Annotated in this window: 19 protein-coding genes and 3 tRNA genes; 7 read left to right on the top strand and 15 right to left on the bottom strand. The window is 31.8% G+C overall.

The window, feature by feature from the left end; genetic code table 11:
• From AAID94_02560 to AAID94_02520, 9 genes are read right to left on the bottom strand one after another with little or no spacing between them, the layout of a single operon-like run.
• A complete protein-coding gene (locus AAID94_02560; protein XAK24766.1) occupies nucleotides 1-837 on the bottom strand; it encodes a bifunctional riboflavin kinase/FAD synthetase in 837 nt (278 codons plus the stop codon).
• Nucleotides 806-1,555, bottom strand: a complete 750-nt coding sequence (locus tag AAID94_02555) for a TlyA family RNA methyltransferase (protein XAK24417.1) — start codon at nucleotides 1,553-1,555, stop codon at nucleotides 806-808. Before AAID94_02555 ends, AAID94_02560 begins: the two co-directional genes overlap by 32 nt.
• The gene (locus AAID94_02550) at nucleotides 1,552-2,556 is read right to left on the bottom strand and encodes a hypothetical protein (GenBank protein ID XAK24765.1); all 1,005 of its coding nucleotides are present in this window, start codon (nucleotides 2,554-2,556) and stop codon (nucleotides 1,552-1,554) included. The genes AAID94_02555 and AAID94_02550 overlap by 4 nt, the downstream gene beginning before the upstream one ends.
• The gene (gene ligA / locus AAID94_02545) at nucleotides 2,537-4,480 is read right to left on the bottom strand and encodes an NAD-dependent DNA ligase LigA (GenBank protein XAK24416.1); all 1,944 of its coding nucleotides are present in this window, start codon (nucleotides 4,478-4,480) and stop codon (nucleotides 2,537-2,539) included. Before ligA ends, AAID94_02550 begins: the two co-directional genes overlap by 20 nt.
• Nucleotides 4,481-5,623: a dihydropteroate synthase gene (gene folP / locus AAID94_02540; protein XAK24415.1), complete on the bottom strand. Its 1,143-nt coding sequence runs from the start codon at nucleotides 5,621-5,623 to the stop codon at nucleotides 4,481-4,483.
• On the bottom strand, nucleotides 5,620-6,231 hold the full coding sequence (locus tag AAID94_02535) for a DNA polymerase III subunit delta' (protein XAK24414.1): 612 nt from the start codon (nucleotides 6,229-6,231) through the stop codon (nucleotides 5,620-5,622). The genes folP and AAID94_02535 overlap by 4 nt, the downstream gene beginning before the upstream one ends.
• Nucleotides 6,231-6,764: a HobA family DNA replication regulator gene (locus tag AAID94_02530; protein XAK24413.1), complete on the bottom strand. Its 534-nt coding sequence runs from the start codon at nucleotides 6,762-6,764 to the stop codon at nucleotides 6,231-6,233. Before AAID94_02530 ends, AAID94_02535 begins: the two co-directional genes overlap by 1 nt.
• The gene (locus AAID94_02525; GenBank protein XAK24412.1) at nucleotides 6,765-7,967 is read right to left on the bottom strand and encodes an aspartate kinase; all 1,203 of its coding nucleotides are present in this window, start codon (nucleotides 7,965-7,967) and stop codon (nucleotides 6,765-6,767) included.
• Nucleotides 7,967-8,437: an RNA pyrophosphohydrolase gene (locus AAID94_02520; protein ID XAK24411.1), complete on the bottom strand. Its 471-nt coding sequence runs from the start codon at nucleotides 8,435-8,437 to the stop codon at nucleotides 7,967-7,969. The genes AAID94_02525 and AAID94_02520 overlap by 1 nt, the downstream gene beginning before the upstream one ends.
• Before the next feature lie 94 nt (nucleotides 8,438-8,531).
• Between AAID94_02520 and hemW the strand changes: the two genes are divergently transcribed.
• From hemW to queA, 4 genes are all read left to right on the top strand, one after another.
• The gene (gene hemW, locus AAID94_02515; protein ID XAK24410.1) at nucleotides 8,532-9,599 is read left to right on the top strand and encodes a radical SAM family heme chaperone HemW; all 1,068 of its coding nucleotides are present in this window, start codon (nucleotides 8,532-8,534) and stop codon (nucleotides 9,597-9,599) included.
• A 63-nt stretch (nucleotides 9,600-9,662) separates the two neighbouring features.
• On the top strand, nucleotides 9,663-10,067 hold the full coding sequence (gene tatB, locus AAID94_02510; protein XAK24409.1) for a Sec-independent protein translocase protein TatB: 405 nt from the start codon (nucleotides 9,663-9,665) through the stop codon (nucleotides 10,065-10,067).
• Nucleotides 10,068-10,814, top strand: a complete 747-nt coding sequence (tatC, locus tag AAID94_02505) for a twin-arginine translocase subunit TatC (GenBank protein ID XAK24408.1) — start codon at nucleotides 10,068-10,070, stop codon at nucleotides 10,812-10,814.
• Nucleotides 10,811-11,836 (top strand): tRNA preQ1(34) S-adenosylmethionine ribosyltransferase-isomerase QueA, encoded by a 1,026-nt coding sequence (gene queA, locus AAID94_02500; protein XAK24407.1) that lies wholly within the window; start codon nucleotides 10,811-10,813, stop codon nucleotides 11,834-11,836. The genes tatC and queA overlap by 4 nt, the downstream gene beginning before the upstream one ends.
• A 2-nt stretch (nucleotides 11,837-11,838) precedes the next feature.
• Here the strand turns inward: queA and lpxD are convergent, their stop codons facing one another.
• The 5 genes from lpxD to AAID94_02475 all read right to left on the bottom strand — a co-directional run bounded on the left by lpxD (nucleotide 11,839) and on the right by AAID94_02475 (nucleotide 16,507).
• Nucleotides 11,839-12,792, bottom strand: coding sequence for a UDP-3-O-(3-hydroxymyristoyl)glucosamine N-acyltransferase (gene lpxD, locus AAID94_02495; protein XAK24406.1), 954 nt, complete (start codon nucleotides 12,790-12,792; stop codon nucleotides 11,839-11,841).
• Nucleotides 12,789-13,253: an acetolactate synthase small subunit gene (gene ilvN / locus AAID94_02490; GenBank protein XAK24405.1), complete on the bottom strand. Its 465-nt coding sequence runs from the start codon at nucleotides 13,251-13,253 to the stop codon at nucleotides 12,789-12,791. The genes lpxD and ilvN overlap by 4 nt, the downstream gene beginning before the upstream one ends.
• On the bottom strand, nucleotides 13,250-14,950 hold the full coding sequence (locus AAID94_02485; GenBank protein XAK24404.1) for an acetolactate synthase large subunit: 1,701 nt from the start codon (nucleotides 14,948-14,950) through the stop codon (nucleotides 13,250-13,252). Before AAID94_02485 ends, ilvN begins: the two co-directional genes overlap by 4 nt.
• Nucleotides 14,951-15,027: 77 nt before the next feature.
• Nucleotides 15,028-15,471, bottom strand: a complete 444-nt coding sequence (locus AAID94_02480; GenBank protein ID XAK24403.1) for a GatB/YqeY domain-containing protein — start codon at nucleotides 15,469-15,471, stop codon at nucleotides 15,028-15,030.
• 16 nt (nucleotides 15,472-15,487) lie between these two features.
• Nucleotides 15,488-16,507, bottom strand: coding sequence for a bifunctional 3,4-dihydroxy-2-butanone 4-phosphate synthase/GTP cyclohydrolase II (locus AAID94_02475; GenBank protein ID XAK24402.1), 1,020 nt, complete (start codon nucleotides 16,505-16,507; stop codon nucleotides 15,488-15,490).
• Between the two features lie 106 nt (nucleotides 16,508-16,613).
• Here AAID94_02475 and AAID94_02470 point away from each other — a divergent pair.
• Nucleotides 16,614-16,688, top strand: a tRNA-Gln gene (locus AAID94_02470).
• 31 nt (nucleotides 16,689-16,719) lie between these two features.
• Nucleotides 16,720-16,795 (top strand) — tRNA-Met (locus AAID94_02465).
• 214 nt (nucleotides 16,796-17,009) lie between these two features.
• Here the strand turns inward: AAID94_02465 and AAID94_02460 are convergent.
• A tRNA-Phe gene (locus AAID94_02460) sits at nucleotides 17,010-17,085 on the bottom strand.
• Between the two features lie 140 nt (nucleotides 17,086-17,225).
• Here AAID94_02460 and AAID94_02455 point away from each other — a divergent pair.
• Nucleotides 17,226-18,569 carry a TrkH family potassium uptake protein gene (locus tag AAID94_02455; GenBank protein ID XAK24401.1) on the top strand — a complete coding sequence of 448 codons (1,344 nt, stop codon included), beginning with the start codon at nucleotides 17,226-17,228 and terminating at the stop codon, nucleotides 18,567-18,569.
• Nucleotides 18,570-18,572: the final 3 nt, after the last annotated feature.

The raw sequence follows: 18,572 nt of genomic DNA, 5'->3' as shown, positions 1-18,572 counted from the left end.
CTATCCTAAACACGCTTTAGCTTGATTTATATCTTTTGAAATTTGTTCTTTAAGTTGGGCAAGGTCGTTAAATTTTTGATTTTCTCTTAGAAATTCTACAAATTCAAGCTCTAAAACTTCCCCTATAGCCAAGCTTTCATCAAATTTTTCTATAATATGACTTTCTATAGCAAATTGCATATCACTAGAGCGCACACCTACAAAACTGACGCTCTTATAGCATTTATCTCGAAAACTCACAATGCTAGCATAAACTCCATTTTTAGGTAAAAAATATTCCTCGCATTCTAAATTTAAAGTTGCAAAAAGTTCTTTTGAGCCAAGTCCTTGACCTTTTATAAGCTTGCCTTTGATTGCATAATTTCGCCCCAAGAAAGAATTTGCCTTTTTGATATCACCCTGTGTCAAATACTCTTTAATCAAGCTTGCATGAACACCCACTCCACCTAATCTAAATTCATCTATAATCGTTGTTTTAATCCCACTAAGTGCTTCTATATCTTTTGCTTTATAGCTTCTATTTTTTCCAAAAGAAAAATCAAAACCTACAACTATACGCTCCAAATTTACAAATTCTTCTTTTAAAGCTTGTAAAAAATCCTTACCATCTAAAGCCTTGATGCTTTCAAAATCAAGTTCTATAATCTCTTTTTGAGCTAGGAATGCTTTGTCTTGATTGGTGCAAAGTTTTTTACTCTTAAATTTATCGATAATCAAAAGAGCCCCCGAATCATCTAAGCATTCTATAAGTTTTTTATGCCCTAAATGAACTCCATCAAAACATCCTATGGCTAAGGTTTTAATATTATTTTTTAGTGTAGTAGTAAAAATATTCAACATTGCCCTCTTTTCCTTTGATTTTAGACTCTTCACAACATTGCAAGATCCAACCTAAACGCGCACAAGCATTTTCAAATTCTCTCATAGCTTTAAACACAGCCTTTTCATCTTTTAAAACACCTTTTTTATCTCTTTTTGCTTGCTTACCAACTTCAAATTGGGGTTTAAAAAGTAAAACTATATCTTTTAAAGCTAAATTATCAATATACGAAAGCAAATGAGTTAAAGAAATAAAACTGACATCACAAGTGATAAAATCAAATTTTTGTTCGCTTTTAAAAGTTCTTAAATCCGTATTTTCAATAACTTCAATCCTTTTATCATCACGTAAACTAGGATGGAGTTGATTATCGCCCACATCTAAAGCGCTTACTTTTAAAGCCTTGTGTTCTAATAAAATTTGCACAAAACCGCCTGTGCTTGAACCTATATCAAGGCAGGTTTTATTTGCTATATTGATATTATGATTTTCTAAAAAATATTTAAGCTTAAAAGCCGCACGAGAAACATAAAGCTCACCCAAAAGCTCTAAATTTAATTCTTTGGAATTTAAAAGTTCTTCTTGATCTGCTATCTTGTTTTTAAGCAGATTTTGCACATCAAAAGAAGCTTTATAAGGCTTGGAGTTAAGCAAAATTTCTTCATTTTCTATCAATTCTAAAGCTTTATTTCTGCTAAGATTTAAACGCTTTGCTACAAAAATATCATATCTCATTGAAGACTTTCATTTAAGGATTTTTGCAATTCTTCTTTATCTTTAGAAAACCACCAAATTCCTATTTCGAAGGCATTTTTATCCAAAAGTTCTTGCACTTGTTTTAAGTTTTTAACTAGTCTATCTTTATCATTTTGAAGCATACTTAAATTTTGCTCTTTTAAAAAAGAAAGATTATTCATCATCAAAACAAGCTCTTTTTGATAAGCTTTTGGATTTTGGTTTTTATCCTCTACGATAAAAAATGAAGCTAGAGCTACAAAAAATGAAAAGACAAAAACATAAGTTTTCTTTTTTGCCTTAAAAGCAAAATTATAAAGATAGGCCACAAAAGAGCAAAAAATAAAAAAATTAATAAAATCAAAAATAAAATTTAAAACCCTAAACCAAAAAAGACCCAAAGAATACAAAAAATACTCTTTTAAAGCATTTATAAGTGTTAAAATTTGAGAAATTAAATCAAAAACAAAAAACTTTGAGTTTTTATAATGAATAATACTTTGATTAAAATCTTCAAGATTAAAACTTTGTATAGGATTTACCACTCCATTAAAAATCGCATATAACAAAGCTAAAATCAAACTTGATAAAATGATTATTCTAAAATCATTATAGGCATTATCTAAAAACTGCAACTGAAGTTTTTGCTTGAAAAAAAATAAAAATAAAGGCAAGAGCACAAACAAAAAAAATCCATCTTGTTTTTCAAAACTGATCAAATTTAAAAACAAAGAAGCAAGCGCAAACAAAGCCATAAAAAAACTCAAGCTATAGATATAAAAATCTCCCGCACTCACACGATAAATCAAACTATTTTTAATCATCGTTGCTTCTTTTATGATATTTTTTCTAAGCCTTAAAAAATAAAAAAATTCCAAAAAAAATGCTAAAAAAATAGGGATTAAAAAAAGCGAAACCCAAGCAAATTTTTGCCAAAAAAATAAAAATGCAAAAATACTAAATAAAACAAATAGCTGAATATTATTTTTCAATAAGCTCATTAAATTCGTTCTCATCAATACATTTTACACCCAGCTCTTGAGCCTTATCGAGTTTAGAACCTGCTTCTTGACCAAAAAGTACATAATCAGTCTTTTTAGAAACCGATCCGCTAACCTTGCCTCCAAGGCTTTCTATTAGATTTTTAAACTCATCTCTAGGGCGCGAAAGCGTGCCTGTGATCACAAAAGTCTTGCCAAAAATAACACTATCTTCTTGAATTTGTACTTTTTGCTCTTTTAAATTTAAAAGCTTATAAAACTCATCAATTCTTGCGCTATTTACACGAGAAAACTCACACAAAGAAAGAGCCATTTGCTCACCAAAGCCTTCTAAATTGGCATAAGCTTCCAAACTTTGCTTGTGCCATTCTTTACCAAAACTTAAAGCTAGCTTTTTAGCAGCCACTTCTCCAATATGCTCGATCCCCAAAGCAGTGATAAAACGAAAAAGCTCACAATCCCTTGCTTGCTCAATAGCATTTAAAATATTATTGATCTTTTTTTCTTTAAAACCTTCTAGGCCTTCAAAATCACTAAATTTGAGATGAAAAATACTCTCAAGAGTGGTTATTTTTTTTTCTTTAAATAAAAGTTCGACTATACTTTCTCCAAGCCCATCGATATTTAAACATTTTTTAGAAACAAAATGAATGATAGAATTTACAAGCCTATCTTCACAATCAATATTTTGACATTTGATCAAAGTTCCCTCATCTAAAAGTTCGCTTTTGCAAGTAGGACAAAACTGAGGTCTAGCTATATCAAGCTCTAAGCCATCTCTACGCTCTTTAAAAACTTTAGTGATTTTTGGTATCACATCACCACTTCTTATCACGCTTACAAAATCATTGATCTTTGCATCAAGTCTTGCAATTTCATCAAAATTATGAAGTGTGGCAGATTTTACGATAACTCCATCTAAATTTACAGGCTCTAAAACCGCCACAGGAGTGATTACCCCGCTTCTTCCAACCTGCAAATTTACCCCTATTAAACGCGTAGTTTTTTCTAAGGCTGGAAATTTAAAAGCTGCCATAAATTTTGGAAATTTCACAGTATGGCCTAGCTCTTTACAAAGTGCAAGGTCATCTACTCTTACCACCATTCCATCCATCATCATAGGCTTTTTATCTCTTAGGCTTAAAAGCTCGTTATAAGCTTTTAAAACCTCATCTAAATTTGCACAAAGCTTTACAAAGTCATCTTTTAAAAAGCCAAGCTCTCTTATAAAACTCATAATCTCGCTGTGTTTGCTAAATTCAAGTGAGTTTTGCCCTACCCCCCAAGGATAAAATTTCAAATTTCTTTCTCTTGTGATACTTGTGTCAAGTTGTCTTAAACTCCCACTTGCGGCATTGCGTGGATTTGCAAATAAGCTTTGGTTTAAACGGGCTCTTTTTTCATTGATTTTTTCAAAATCATCTTTTAAAATCACCACTTCGCCGCGAATTTCTATCTTTTCTTTATAGTTTATAGTTTTTGGGATATTGTCGATTTCAAGCACATTAAGCGTGATATCCTCACCTATTTCCCCATCTCCTCTTGTCGCACCGCTTATTAGTCTACCATTATCATAAAGCAAATTTAAGCTTGCTCCATCAAATTTAGGCTCTATAAAAAAATTCTCTTCACATCTTGCACGCTTTGCCCATGCTCTAAGCTCGCTCTCATCAAAAACATCTTCCATCGACCACATACGACTTAAATGAGAAAGTTTTTTAAATTCGCTTTGTATAGTAGGGGCTATTTTTTGCGTAGGAGAATCAGGAGAAATTTCATTTTCATTTTGCTCTTCAAAAGCTCTTAATTCTCTAATCAAAGCATCATATTCTGCATCACTTGCTAAAGGCTCATCCTTTTCATAATACGCCCTCATCCAAGAAGCAGCCAAGGCAACTTTTTCTAAGTACTCTTTTTTTGTCATTTAAACTCCTATGCTTTGCATCGCATTTGCCATTGCAAAAAGCTGTTTATGCTCATATAAATCATGCACTCTTATGATACTTGCGCCATTTTCAAAAGCCTTTAAATGCAAATACAAAGTCCCCGCTAAGCGATCTTTAACTTCACTTTCATAATATGCATTGATCACACTTTTACGACTTGCTCCTACAAGCAAGGGCTTTTTAAATTGCAAAAAATGTTCTAAATGCTTGATTAAAATCATATTATGTTCTGCACTTTTACCAAAGCCAATTCCCACATCTAAAATGCTTTCTTTCACTCCTAAGGCATCTAAAATTTCAAGTTTTTCTTTAAAAAAACTACTCATTTCATCAAGTAAATCATCATATCTTGGATCATCTTGCATGGTTAAAGGATCATTTTGCATATGCATAAGGCAGTATTTTGCATTGTATTTACTTGCAAGTTTAGCTAAATTAAGATTTCTTAAACTGCTAATATCATTGATAAATTTAAAGCCCTTGTTTAAAGCGTATTCTAAGCAATATTCATCAAAACTATCCAAACTAAAAATGGCTTTTTTATAATAATTTTTATCATAAATTAAATCCAGCACATTTTTCAGTCTTCTAAACTCTTCTTCCTTGCCACAATACACGCTTTTTGGCCTAGAGCTTACCGCTCCTATATCAATATACTCAGGATTTAAAGCTAAAATTTCATTTAATCTTTCTTCAAAATCTTTATAACTCACCCTAGAATCAGCATTAAAGCTATCTTCATTGACATTTATAACTGCCATAAGCTCTGCTTGCTTTGGTTTTGAAAAATCATTTTCTAAAAATCTAGCTAAATTTTTAAGTCCAAAATCTTGAAGCTTTTCTTTGTTTATAAGTTTGTGAATTTGTTCTTTTGTAGCCATTAAAAGCGCATTAGAATGTGTGATTTTAGCAGTGATAACTTCCTTGTGTGTTATCAGCTCAGCTCCCACTCTTAAGGCGTCTTGTTTTAAAATATTTGCCGCAGGAGTAGTTATATCTTTAATCAAAATAAAATGAATTTGAGTTTTTTCACTCATAATTTTTTGCCCCATTTTATGAGGATTTATAAAAGAGCAAAGCAAGCTAAAATCAGTGTTTGGATTGATTTTAAAAAATTTCATTTTTCATTCTTTGTATAATAATTTAATAAAAGCGTAGCCAGTATCAAAGAGCTTTTGGAATTTAACTTTGCAAGCTCATAGCTTTCATAAAAAAATTCAAGCTCATCGGCATTAAAATCTTTAAATTTAACACTTTCTTCTGCAATCAGTGCAATTTTTTCCATTAATTCTGCTTTATCTAAATTTTCATTTTCTTGTAAAAACTCAAACAAAGTCTTTAAATCCATTTTATTAAGTTCTAAATTTAAAGTATTTTTAGCCTTTATTTTGTTGCGTTTTTCACAAATAAGACGCGATTTTATGGTGGGTAAAAGTAAATTTTTAGAAGGAACTACGATAAGAAATTTAATATTTTTTGGCGGCTCTTCAAGAAGCTTGAGTAAAAAATTTTGAGCTTCTATCCTAAAAGAATTTGCCATTAAAACAATGATTTTTTCACTTGTTTCTGCGATATAGCTTTCCTTTTCAACCGCTTTAGCATCATCGATTAAAAACTCACTTGCAACTTCTTTAGGTATAAAACGCAAAGAATTGGGATGAAATTGCTTTAAAAGTTCAGCCCTAATACCATCAAAATCATCGGTGATGATAATTTTACTTACAAACACTAAAGACTCACTTTGGAAAATAAAATCGCATCCAAACTCGTATCAAAAAGTTTATAAAGAGTGATGAGCTTGACATCTAAATCTTTATCTTTGGAATTCAAATAAAAACTATCTTGCAATTGCTCATCAAAAAGCCATAAAAGACTATCGTCGCGTGATTTAGCGATTAATGATTTCTTATCGCTTGCACTCCCTATATAAAAATAAATAAAGCCATTAGGAAACGAAATATCAAGTAAATCATTAAGCAAGGCTATATCTTCGATATTTTGTATCTTTTTTTTACATAAAGATTTTAAAGACACAAAAGGAAGCATGGGGCGAGTAGTTTTGGAATTTATATTTGCTAAAAAGTATTCTTCATACCAAGCCCTTTGTTCATCACACATTAAAACAAAGGTTCGCCCCTCTAAAAGGTATTTTAATCTTGCGGCCATTAAAGGAGCCCATTCTAAACGACGAGACTCCATCCAAGCCATAAATGTTCCGCCATTGCGGATATTTTCAAGCGTAAAACTTAAAAAATCGCTCATTTATTTATCAAGCCCATAACACTCATGCAAGGCTCTTACTGCAAGCTCGCCATATTTTTCATGCACAATCATTGAAATTTTAATCTCGCTTGTAGAAATCATGCCTATATTAATACCCTCATCTGCTAAAGCTTTAAAGGCTTTGCTTGCTACACCTGAATGTGATTTCATACCTACGCCCACTATAGAAACTTTAACCACAGCACTATCACTTTCTATAGTTGTTTTAGAGCCTAAAATTTTTTGCATAGCATTTTTTGCCAAATCAAGCTCATTTTGAGGCACAGTAAATCCTAAATTTGTAGCTCCATCTACTCCAACATTTTGTATAATCATATCTACATTGATATTTTCATCCGCTAAAACAGAAAAAATTTCAGCCGCGATTCCTGGTTTATCTTCTATATTTCTTAAAGTTACTCTTGCTTGATTTTTATCTAAAGCAATACCACTAACTAAAGCTTGTTCCATTCCATCTTCTTTTGTTATCATTGTACCCTCATTATCATTAAAACTACTTCTAGTAACTAATTTTACATTTAATTTTTTTGCAAGTTCAACCGAGCGATTTTGCAAAACCTTAGCTCCCAAACTAGCAAGCTCAAGCATTTCTTCATAAGAAATTTTATCAAGTTTTTTTGCCTTTGGTTCAATCCTTGGATCTGTAGTATAAACTCCATCCACATCGGTATAAATTTCACACAAATCCGCCTTAAGAGCTCCTGCAACAGCAACCGCACTCAAATCACTTCCGCCACGCCCTAAAGTTGTAACATCACCCTCTTTATCAACTCCTTGAAAGCCCGCTACAACGACTATTTTTCCTTCATTTAAAGCCTTGGTAATTTCTTGAGTGTCAATATAAGAAATTCTAGCCTTTGTAGAAACGCTATCTGTAACAATTCCTGCTTTTCTCCCTGAAAAAGCAAGAGAAGGATATCCTCTTTCATTGAGCGCAATAGAAAGTAAAGCACTCGTTACGCGCTCTCCACTACTTAAAAGCATATCCATATCTTTGCCATTAGGATTTTTGCTAAAGTATTCTGCTTGCTCTATTAAAGTATTTGTAACTCCACTCATCGCTGAAACTACAACCACAAGCTGATGTCCCTCTTTTGCACTTTTTATAACACGCTCTGCTACCGCATCAATGCGTTCTAAAGTGCCAACGCTTGTTCCGCCATATTTTTGAACTATAAGCATTAAATATAACCTTTCTCTTCAAAATATTTAATAACTTTAACATAAATATTTCTCTTGAAATGATTTATGGTTTCAAACACTTGTTTTACTCCGACAAATTGATAAGCATCAAATTCAGGATGTTTTGTATTAATATTAATTTTAGCACCGTGTTTTAATCGCACTAAAAAATATTTTTGGCTTTGCCCATCATAAGGATACATTTTTTTAGCAATCTTTTCTGGAAAGTCATAACTCAACCATTCAGGATGCTCAGCTATGATTTCCACTTCATTCGTGCCAATCTCTTCCTTAAGCTCTCTTAATACAGCACTTTTAGGGTCTTCTCCCTCATCGATACCACCTTGTGGAAACTGCCAAATATTATCCATATCGCTTCTTTTGGCTATAAAAAGCTTACACTCAAAAGGATAAGCACTTGATAAAACAATAGCAGCGACATTGGGTCTATACTTTTTTTCTTTTTCCACTTTTTTCCTTCAATTTTAAGCTTATAATTTTAACCTAAATGAAATCAAAATTTCATTAAAATAAGAAAATAACATTATAAAATTTAAGGTTTTTATGCATTTATATATTCATATCCCTTTTTGCGAAAGCAAATGCCATTATTGTGCTTTTACAAGTCTAAAAAAACATGATTATGAAAACAAATATTTTGAGGCTTTATATAAAGATATTTCCTTTCATTTGCAAAAATTAAATATTAAAAAAAATAGCATTAAAACCCTCTTTATAGGAGGAGGCACTCCAAGTGCTGTTAGTGCAAAAAATTTTGAGATGATTTTAACACTTATAGAACCTTTTTTAAGTAAAAATATAGAATTTTCAAGCGAGGCTAATCCCAATTCAGCCGATATAGACTGGCTTAAAACAATGAAAAATTTAGGCCTTAATCGTATCTCTTTTGGAGCGCAAAGCTTTCATCCTAAAAAACTAGAATTTTTAGGAAGAATTCATGATCAAAAAATGATTTTTAAAGCATTGGAAAATGCGAATAAACTGGGATTTAAAAAGATTAATTTAGATCTTATTTATGATACAAAATTAGATGATAAAAAAATGCTTCAATTTGAACTTGAACAATTAAAACAAATTAAAAATTTAATCACTCATCTAAGCGCTTACAATCTTACCATAGAGCCACTGAGTGCTTTTGCAAAAAAGGATCATTTTAAAAAAAATGCACCCTATTTGATGAAATTTTTTATCCAAGAACTTCAAAAGCTTGGATTTTTACAATACGAAATCAGTAATTTTGCCAAAAATAAAGCCCAAATTTGCAAACACAATTTAGCCTACTGGAAAGGTTTGGATTATCTAGGCTGTGGTTTGAGCGCGGTGAGTTGTTATAAAAATGAGCGTTTTTATACGGCTAAAAATTTAAAAGCTTATCTTCAAAATCCTGTCTTTAGGGATGTTGAAAAACTAAGTCAAGAAGATTTAAATTTAGAACATCTATTTTTAGGACTAAGAAGTATAGTGGGTATTGAAGAATGCAAATTAAGCGAAATTCAAAAAGAAAAAGCCAATTTACTTGTAAGAGAAAAAAAGCTTAAATTTGAGAAAGGGCGTTACTATAATCTTAACTTTTTAATTAGCGATGAGCTTGCCTTATATCTCTCATCTTAAATTCAACTTTTTTAAGTAAAATATTTCTTTTATAAAATTTCAAATATTTTAAGAGTATTGTTTATGAGTTTTGGTGAAATTATTGTAATTTTAATAGTAGCAATTTTAGTTTTAGGGCCTGATAAACTTCCTGAAGCCATAGTGCAAATAGCAAAAATTTTAAAGGCTTTAAAACGCAATATCGATGATGCAAAATCAAGCATAGAAAAAGAAATTCGTATCAATGATTTAAAGGAAGAAGCTAAAAAATACAAAGATGAATTTTCAAGTGCAAATGAAAACATCCGTAAAAAACTTAGTTTTGAAGAATTTGATGATTTAAAAAGAGATATTTTGGATAAAACTAAAGTGGATTTGACTTTTGATAGCAGAGAAAATTCCACCCCTAACCCAAACGAACAAAATCCAAATGAAAATCAAAAACCCAAACTCAATCCATTTGAAAATCAAGAAAAAGTAGAAAAATAAATGTTTGAAGAATTAAGACCCCATTTAATAGAACTTAGAAAGCGTCTTTTTATTAGCGTTGCTTGTGTGATTGTAATGTTTATAGTATGTTTTGCTTTTCGTAGCTATATCTTAGATGTGTTAAAAGCACCTCTTATTCAGGCTTTGCCTGAAGTGGCTAAACATGTCAATGTTATCGAAGTTCAAGAGGCTTTATTTACAGCTATGAAGGTAAGCTTTTTTGCTGCTTTTATTTTTTCTTTGCCTGTTATTTTTTGGCAATTTTGGAAATTCGTAGCCCCAGGCCTTTATGATAATGAAAAACGCCTTGTGGTGCCTTTTGTAAGCTTTGCAAGCATTATGTTTGCTCTAGGAGCTTGTTTTTGCTATTTTATTGTAGTGCCTTTAGCTTTTAAATTTTTAATCAATTTTGGTTTAAGTGAAGATTTTAATCCTGTAATCACCATAGGAACTTATGTGGACTTTTTTACAAAAGTAGTTGTTGCTTTTGGCTTGGCTTTTGAAATGCCTGTTATAGCTTTCTTCTTTGCCAAAATTGGACTTATTGATGATAGTTTCTTAAAGCGCCATTTTCGCATAGCTGTTTTAGCTATCTTTGTATTTTCAGCCTTTATGACTCCACCTGATGTTTTATCTCAATTTTTAATGGCTGGACCACTTTGCGGACTTTATGGACTTTCTATTTTAATCGTTCAAAAGGTAAATCCTGCTCCAAAAGATGAAGAAAAAGAAGAAAGCGATAAATGAAAGATTTACTTCTTTCAAGCTATGATTATACCTTACCCAACGAACTTATAGCTACTTATCCTGTGCATCCTAAAGAAGATGCCAAACTCTTAGTTTTTGAGCGAAAAAATAATCAAATTTCTCATACTACTTTTAAAAATTTACAAGATTTCTTACCCGATTGCACCCTCTTTTTTAATGATACTAAAGTCATTAAAGCAAGAATTTATGGGAATAAATCAAGCGGTGGAAAAATAGAACTTTTTCTACATCAACCCTGTTTAGGTTCGCAAGATTCACTTTTTTTAGCACAAATTAAAGGGCGCGTTAAAAAAGATGAAATTTTATCTTTTGAACAAAATTTAAAAGCTCAAGTTGTAGAACTTTTAGATGATGGCTTACGCAAGGTGCAATTTTTTCAAAATAATGAAATTTTAAATACTTTCAAACTTTATAAACTCCTTGATACAATAGGACATGTACCCTTACCTCCTTACATCAAAAGAAGTGATGAAAAAAGTGATTTAGAAGATTATCAAAGTATTTTTGCTAAAAATTTAGGAGCAGTAGCGGCTCCTACGGCTAGTTTACATTTTAGCGAAAATATGCTTGAGAATTTAAAAAAGAGGCATGAAATTTATCATTTGACTTTGCACGTTGGCGCAGGCACTTTTAAAAGTGTAGAATGTGAAAATTTAGAAAATCATAAAATGCACAGTGAATTTTTTGATATTCCTAAAAAAGCATGTGAAGTGATTGATTCTCAAAAAAAGATTTTAGGTATAGGCACTACAGTAACAAGGACTATAGAATACTACGCAAGAACTAAACAAAGCCAAGGCTTTTGTGATCTTTTTTTACATCCTCACAACCCGCCCCTAAGACAAGACTATCTTTTAACTAATTTTCATCTACCAAAATCAACTCTAATTATGTTAGTTTCAGCATTTATAGGAAGGCAAAATTGCCTTAAACTTTATGATATTGCCATAAAAGAAAAATATCGTTTTTACTCTTATGGCGATGCTATGCTTATTTTATAAATTTATTCTTTAAATTTCATAGCAATTTTTGCTTGAAGTTTAAGCCAATCTTTTTGAAGCATTATAGGAAAACCTCCATAAACTCTACCGCCTTCAAGATTTTTACTCACACCACCACGAGCTGCAATGGTACTAAAATCCCCTATTCTTAGATGTCCACTCGTTGCACTTTGTCCACCCATAACCACATTGCGTCCAAGCTCACTTGAGCCTGAAATTCCAGTTTGTGCAACGATGATACAATTTTGCCCTATATCACAATTATGCCCTATTTGGACAAGATTATCTACTTTTGTTCCTGCTTTGATGATAGTGCTATCAAACACTGCTCTATCTATTGTTGTGCAAGCTCCTATTTCAACAAAATCTTCTAAAATAACATTACCATTGTGATAGATTTTATAATGCTCTCCATTTTTATTGTGTGCATAACCAAACCCATCACTTCCTATTACGCAATTTGCAAGCAGATGGCATTTTTTGCCAATTTTGCTATCATTATAAATCACCACATTAGGATGGATAATACTCTCTTCGCCTATGCTGACATTATCTCCTATATAAGCTCCTGCCATAATAACAACATTTTCGCCTATATTGACATTATTGCCTATATAAACATTTGGCATGATTTTTGCACTTTTTGCTATATTTTGAACTTTTTCTTTTGCATTGCTAAATAAAGGCTTAGCAAAAATTTTACTCAAAAAAGCAAAGCACAAATGCGGACTTTGGGTAATAAGAGCCTTTGTATCTTTAGGCACTAAATTTTCATATTCTTTAGCGACCAAAATCGCTGCTGCTCCTGTGTTGGGTATATCTTTGATATTTCTTTCGCCATCACAATAAGTAAGCTCGGTAAAATTTGCTCTTAATAAAGAATTTAAAGCCGTTATTTCAATATCTTCGCCTTCGTATTCTAAACTTAAAAATTCCGCTATTTCTTTTAATCTCATTTAAGCTCCATTAAAACCGATCCACTACGAACAATATCGCTAGGATTGTATTTTTTAATTGTTTTTAGAAAATTTTCTATGCGGTTTGTATCATCAGCTACAAGTAAGAAAAGAAAATTTTCATTACTATTTGCAATAGTACCATTATAAGCTTTCAAAACGGCATCAAGTCCACCTAAATTTTCACTGAGTGGAATTTTTACAAGTGCCATTTCTTTTTCTATAAATTCATCTCTTTCTATTACTTTATAAGTAGGTATGAGTTTATGCAACTGCTTTACTATTTGCTCAAAAACACGCTCATCTCCAAAAGTTACTATATTGATACGAGAAAATTCTCCACCTGGCAAAGGAGCGACGGTTAAGCTATCGATATTATATCCCCTACCTGAAAAAAGTCCTACAATACGAGAAAGCACACCATGTTCATTTAAAACTATAACCGATAAAACACGTCTCATTGCTTATCCTTTAATTTTGGTAAAATCATATTATAAATAGCTCCGCCCGCTGGCACCATAGGAAGTACATCTTCAAAACGATCTATAAATACATTAAGCAAGCTTGTTTTATTGGACTCTAAAGCTTGCTTAAATGCTGTGTGAAATTCATCTTTTGTTTTTATATTATATCCTTCACATCCAAAACCTTCAGCTATTTTTATAAAATCTGCTTGCAAACTTAAATCTGTAGCCGAAAAATGCTCTTCATAAAACATACTTTGCCACTGGCGAACCATTCCTAAGAATGAATTGTTTAAAATAATATTTATGGTTTTAATACCATTTTCATAAGCTGTCATTAATTCTTGAATATTCATTAAAACAGAACCATCACCCACAAAATTTATAACAACTTCTTCTCCTACTGCAAGCTTTGCGCCCAAAGCAGCAGGTAAAGAATATCCCATTGTTCCTTGCCCACCACTGGTTGCAAGCTGTCTTGGATAATTAAAAGGATAAAATTGCGCAACCCACATTTGATGCTGTCCCACATCAGTAATTATCCTTGCATCTGGAGCAAGTTTTGCACACTCTTGTATTACCCATTGAGGTTTTAAAACCTCATCGCTATCTTCATAAGCTAAAGGATAAAGCTCATCGTAGCGTTTAAGAGTTTGTCTCCACTCATGGATATTTGACTTAAATTGATTTTTTTTCAATTCTTCCAAAAGCTCTTTAACAACTTCTTTGATATCTCCAACTATAGGGAAATGTGCATTGATAATCTTAGAAATAGAACTTGGATCTATATCAATATGCACTATTTTAGAATGCTTAGCAAATTCACTTGTTTTACCTGTAATCCTATCATCAAAACGCGCGCCTATTGCTACTAATAAATCACATTCACTTAAAGCCATATTAGCCGTATAGCTTCCATGCATTCCTGCCATTTTAAGATTTAGCTCATCATCGCTTCTTAAGGTTCCAAGAGCCATTAGGGTTTCAACGGCTGGAATTTGAGTAATCTTAACAAGCTCCCTGATCTCATCAGCCGCATTTGACGCTATACATCCACCCCCAAGATAAAAAAGAGGACGCTTGGCTTCTTCTAAATTTTCAGCCAATTTCTTAATTTGTTTTGAATTTCCTTTATAAATAGGCTTATAAGTTTTCATTGAAATTTCTTTTGGATAATCCCAAATGCCAAGTGCTGCGCTTACATCTTTTGGTACATCAATGTGCACAGGACCTTTTCTTCCACTTTTTGCTATGTAAAAAGCTTCTTTTAGTATTCTTGGAAATTCTTCTATACAAGTAACTAAATAATTATGTTTTACACAGGGACGAGAAATTCCTACAGCATCAATCTCTTGAAAAGCATCAGTGCCTATTAATGAATTTGCAACTTGACCTGAAATCAAAACCAAAGGTATAGAATCACTATAAGCTGTCGCAAGTCCTGTGATAGTATTGGTAAAACCAGGACCACTTGTAACAACAGCTACACCCACTTCACCGCTCATTCTCGCATAAGCATCAGCTGCATGCACAGCAGCTTGCTCATGACGCACCAAAATATGCTTAAAATACTTTTGTAAATAAATTTCATCATAAATATTTAAGGCTGCTCCACCAGGATAACCAAAAACTATCTTAACATTCTCTTCTTTTAAAGCTTCGCAAATCATTGCCGAACCGCTTATTTTTCTCATAAGGCCTCCTTTGAAAATCAAATTATAACAATAATTCAATCTTTTATTTAGATAAAATATAAAAAAGTTTGAAAATTTTAATTTAAAAGCTCTCTAAGTGTTACATTTAATCTTTTTCCATCCACTCTGGCTCCAAATTTAGCCTTTGCTTCCTTCATTACCAAACCTTGATCTTTTAAAGAACTAACCCCTAAATTTGCAATCAACTCTTTTAAGGCTGTTTGTAATTCCTCATCGCTTAATTGTTGAGGTAAATAACTTTCAAAAAGTGCTATTTCTTTTTGTTCTTTTTGCGCCAAATCTTCTCTTCCACCTTTGGAATAAAGCTCTATAGCATCTTTGCGCTTTTTAATCTCACTTGTGATAATTTTTAAAATTCTTTCATCATCTAATTCTATTCTTTCATCTACTTCAACCTGTTTAAACGCAGCATTTAGCGTTCTTAAAGTATCGCGTTTAAAATCATCTTTTTGCTTCATTGCTTCTTTAATATCATTTAATATCTGTTCTTTTAAAGTCATTGTATATCCTTTTATTTTAGTTAAAATTACAAATTTTAAGATTTAATCCAAAACCTTTTAAGCCTATATAATCCTTATCGCAACTTTGCGACATAAGCTTAATCTCTTCTATACCAAAATACCTTAGAATTTGCGCACCTATGCCATAATTTTTAAATTGAGTTGCGCTTGATTTTTCACCCTGCATAAAAACTATCACTCCTCCATTTTCACTTAAAAAACAAATTTGATCTAATAATTTAGAAAATTTATCAGAAGTTAAAAGCTCAAAATCACTTCCACTAATATGAAATTTAACATTTTCACATTTTTGAATTTCTTTGAATGCAAATGCTATATGTTGAGCATTATTATGATCTGTAAAAATAAATTTTTGCGCTTTAAAACCTGCTAAAATAGCATCACTTTTTTCTTGTAATTTAATAAGGCTTTCATTCTTTAAACGATATTCTATAATATCAGAAACGGCTATCATATTTAGATTATGCTTGGCGCAAAATTCCTCCAAATCACTTCTTCTTGCCATATCTCCATCATCTTTAACAATCTCACAAATCACACAAGCTTGTTTAAGCCCTGCTAATTGACAAAGATCAACCGTTCCTTCTGTGTGACCTGTGCGTTCTAAAACACCACCTTTTTTAGCTATCAAAGGATTTATATGTCCAGGGCATACAAAATCACTTGCTTTTGCATTATCATCTGCAAAAATTTTTATCGTCATATCTCTTTCATAGGCACTCACACCTGTGGTTGCATCTTTTGCATCCACTGTGATCGTAAAAGCTGTTTCATGATTTGAAGTATTTTTGGGTACCATTAAAGGAAGTTCAAATTTTCTTGCAAGCTCTTCTGCGAGTGCTACACATACAACTCCTCTAGCTTCTTTTATCATAAAATTTACCTTTTCTTTAGTGCTAAATTGAGCTGGAAAAATCAAATCTCCTTCATTTTCTCTATCTTCTGCATCTACCATTACAAGCATTTTTCCTTCTTGTAAATCCTTAATCGCTTGTTCAATGCTTACAAACTTCATTAATAATCCTTAAATATTATTTTTTTTAAAATTATAACTTTATTTGCTTGACAAATAAATTAAAATTGATTATAATCTCGTTTTTACTTTTTGAAAATTAAATCATTGGGGTATCGCCAAGCGGTAAGGCAACAGGTTTTGGTCCTGTCATTCAGGGGTTCGAATCCCTTTACCCCATCCACAAATCAAACTTCAAACACAAATTCAGTTGTCGCGAAGTAGAGCAGTGGTTAGCTCGTCGGGCTCATAACCCGAAGGTCGGGAGTTCAAATCTCCCCTTCGCAACCAAAATCTATCTACAACTTTAAATCCTAAATATACAAAAATTATTTATTTTAATTTTTTAGAATGTATTTTTTAATCAAAAAAGTCGCATTATAAAATAATAAAAAATAAATTATAGCTAACATGTTAAGATATAATATGAGATAAATTTTTAGATAAAATTTAAATGAATAACTTAGGAAGAAATTAAAGTCATTTTTAATAAAAAATAAAATGATGGTGGTTAGAGGCAGAATCGAACTGCCGACACGCAGATTTTCAGTCTGCTGCTCTACCGACTGAGCTATCCAACCAAATCATCTTTAAAAAATAAAGTGTAATTATACTTTTTTTCTTTAATTTAAGTTTAAATATAAAAATAAAATTTTATTTGCCTTAAAGTTTTAATCCGATAGAATAGTCGATTTAAAATCAAACAACCAAAGAGGATTTTTTGAAACAATTTGGCTTAGACAGACGAACTTTTAAAATTTTGCTAGCAGGATATATTGTGATTGCTTTACTTGGTGCTATTCTTTTGCATTCAAGCTGGGCTCATACAAGTCCTATTAGTTTTATCGATGCTTTTTTTACTAGTACTTCAGCCGTTAGTATGACTGGACTTATTGTTAAAAATACAGCAGTTGATTTTACCTTGGCAGGACAAATTATTATTTTAATTTTAGTTCAAATTGGTGGCTTAGGTTATATGAGTATAGGGCTTTTTGTTTACTTAATCATACGCAAAAAAGTAGGTTTTAATGGTAGAAATTTGCTTAAAGAATCTTTATTTTATCCTTCAATGGAGGGACTTTTTAAATTCTTTAAAAAAGTTTTACTATTTATTTTCACAATAGAACTTATAGGCACCATACTTCTTACTATGCGTTTTGCACTTGAAATGAATTTTGGCAAGGCCTTATGGTTTGGATTTTTTCACTCAATCAGCGCTTTTAATAATTCAGGCTTTACTATTTTTGAAAATGGACTTCTTGCTTACAAACACGATGTAGCTATTAATCTTATCTTTACTTCTCTTATTATCATTGGTGGGCTTGGGTATTTTGTCTTAGTTGAATTGTATTTTTTTCAAAGAAAAAGACTGCAAAATTTAAGCTTGCATACTAAAGTTGTTATTATGGCGACCCTTTTTCTTATTGTTTCTTCAACTCTTATTATTTTTCTTTTAGAATATGCTAATCCAAAATCCATAGGTAGCTTTTCTCTTTTTGATAAAATTTTAAGTTCTTATTTTATTGCGATCAATTACCGCACAGCAGGGTTTAATACACTCGATATGAGTGGTTTGCATGATGCGAGTTTGTTTTTTGGCTCTTTGTTTATGGTGATTGGAGGAGCACCGGGTGGGACGGCAGGCGGAATGAAAATCACAACTGTTGTAGTGCTTTTGTTTTATGCTTACTGGAGCATTCGCAATGGAAGAGTAAGAATTTTCAACCACGAAATTCCACAAGAGATTATTTCAAGAGCATTTATTATAGCAGTGGGTTCGGCTGTTTATATAGTTATAGCGGTTATTTTCCTTTCTTTGCTAGAATCAGAATTTAATTTTATTCATCTGCTTTTTGAAACCTCATCAGCATTTGCAACAGTAGGAATTTCAGTAGGAGATGGAGGAGATCTTTCGCTTTGTGCTTTATTTAGCAATCCAAGCAAAATTATTATTATTATTATGATGTTAAGCGGAAGGATTGGTGTTTTTGCATTTTTACTTTCTGTCTTTCAACAAGATAAAGCAATGCATATCAAATTTCCTAAAGGAAAAATCTATTTATAAAGG

It is taken from the genome of Campylobacter coli, assembly GCA_039516895.1.
Lineage (GTDB): Bacteria > Campylobacterota > Campylobacteria > Campylobacterales > Campylobacteraceae > Campylobacter_D > Campylobacter_D coli_B.
Note: the sequence above shows the minus strand (reverse complement) of the source record. Positions and strands in the feature narration are given on the sequence as shown.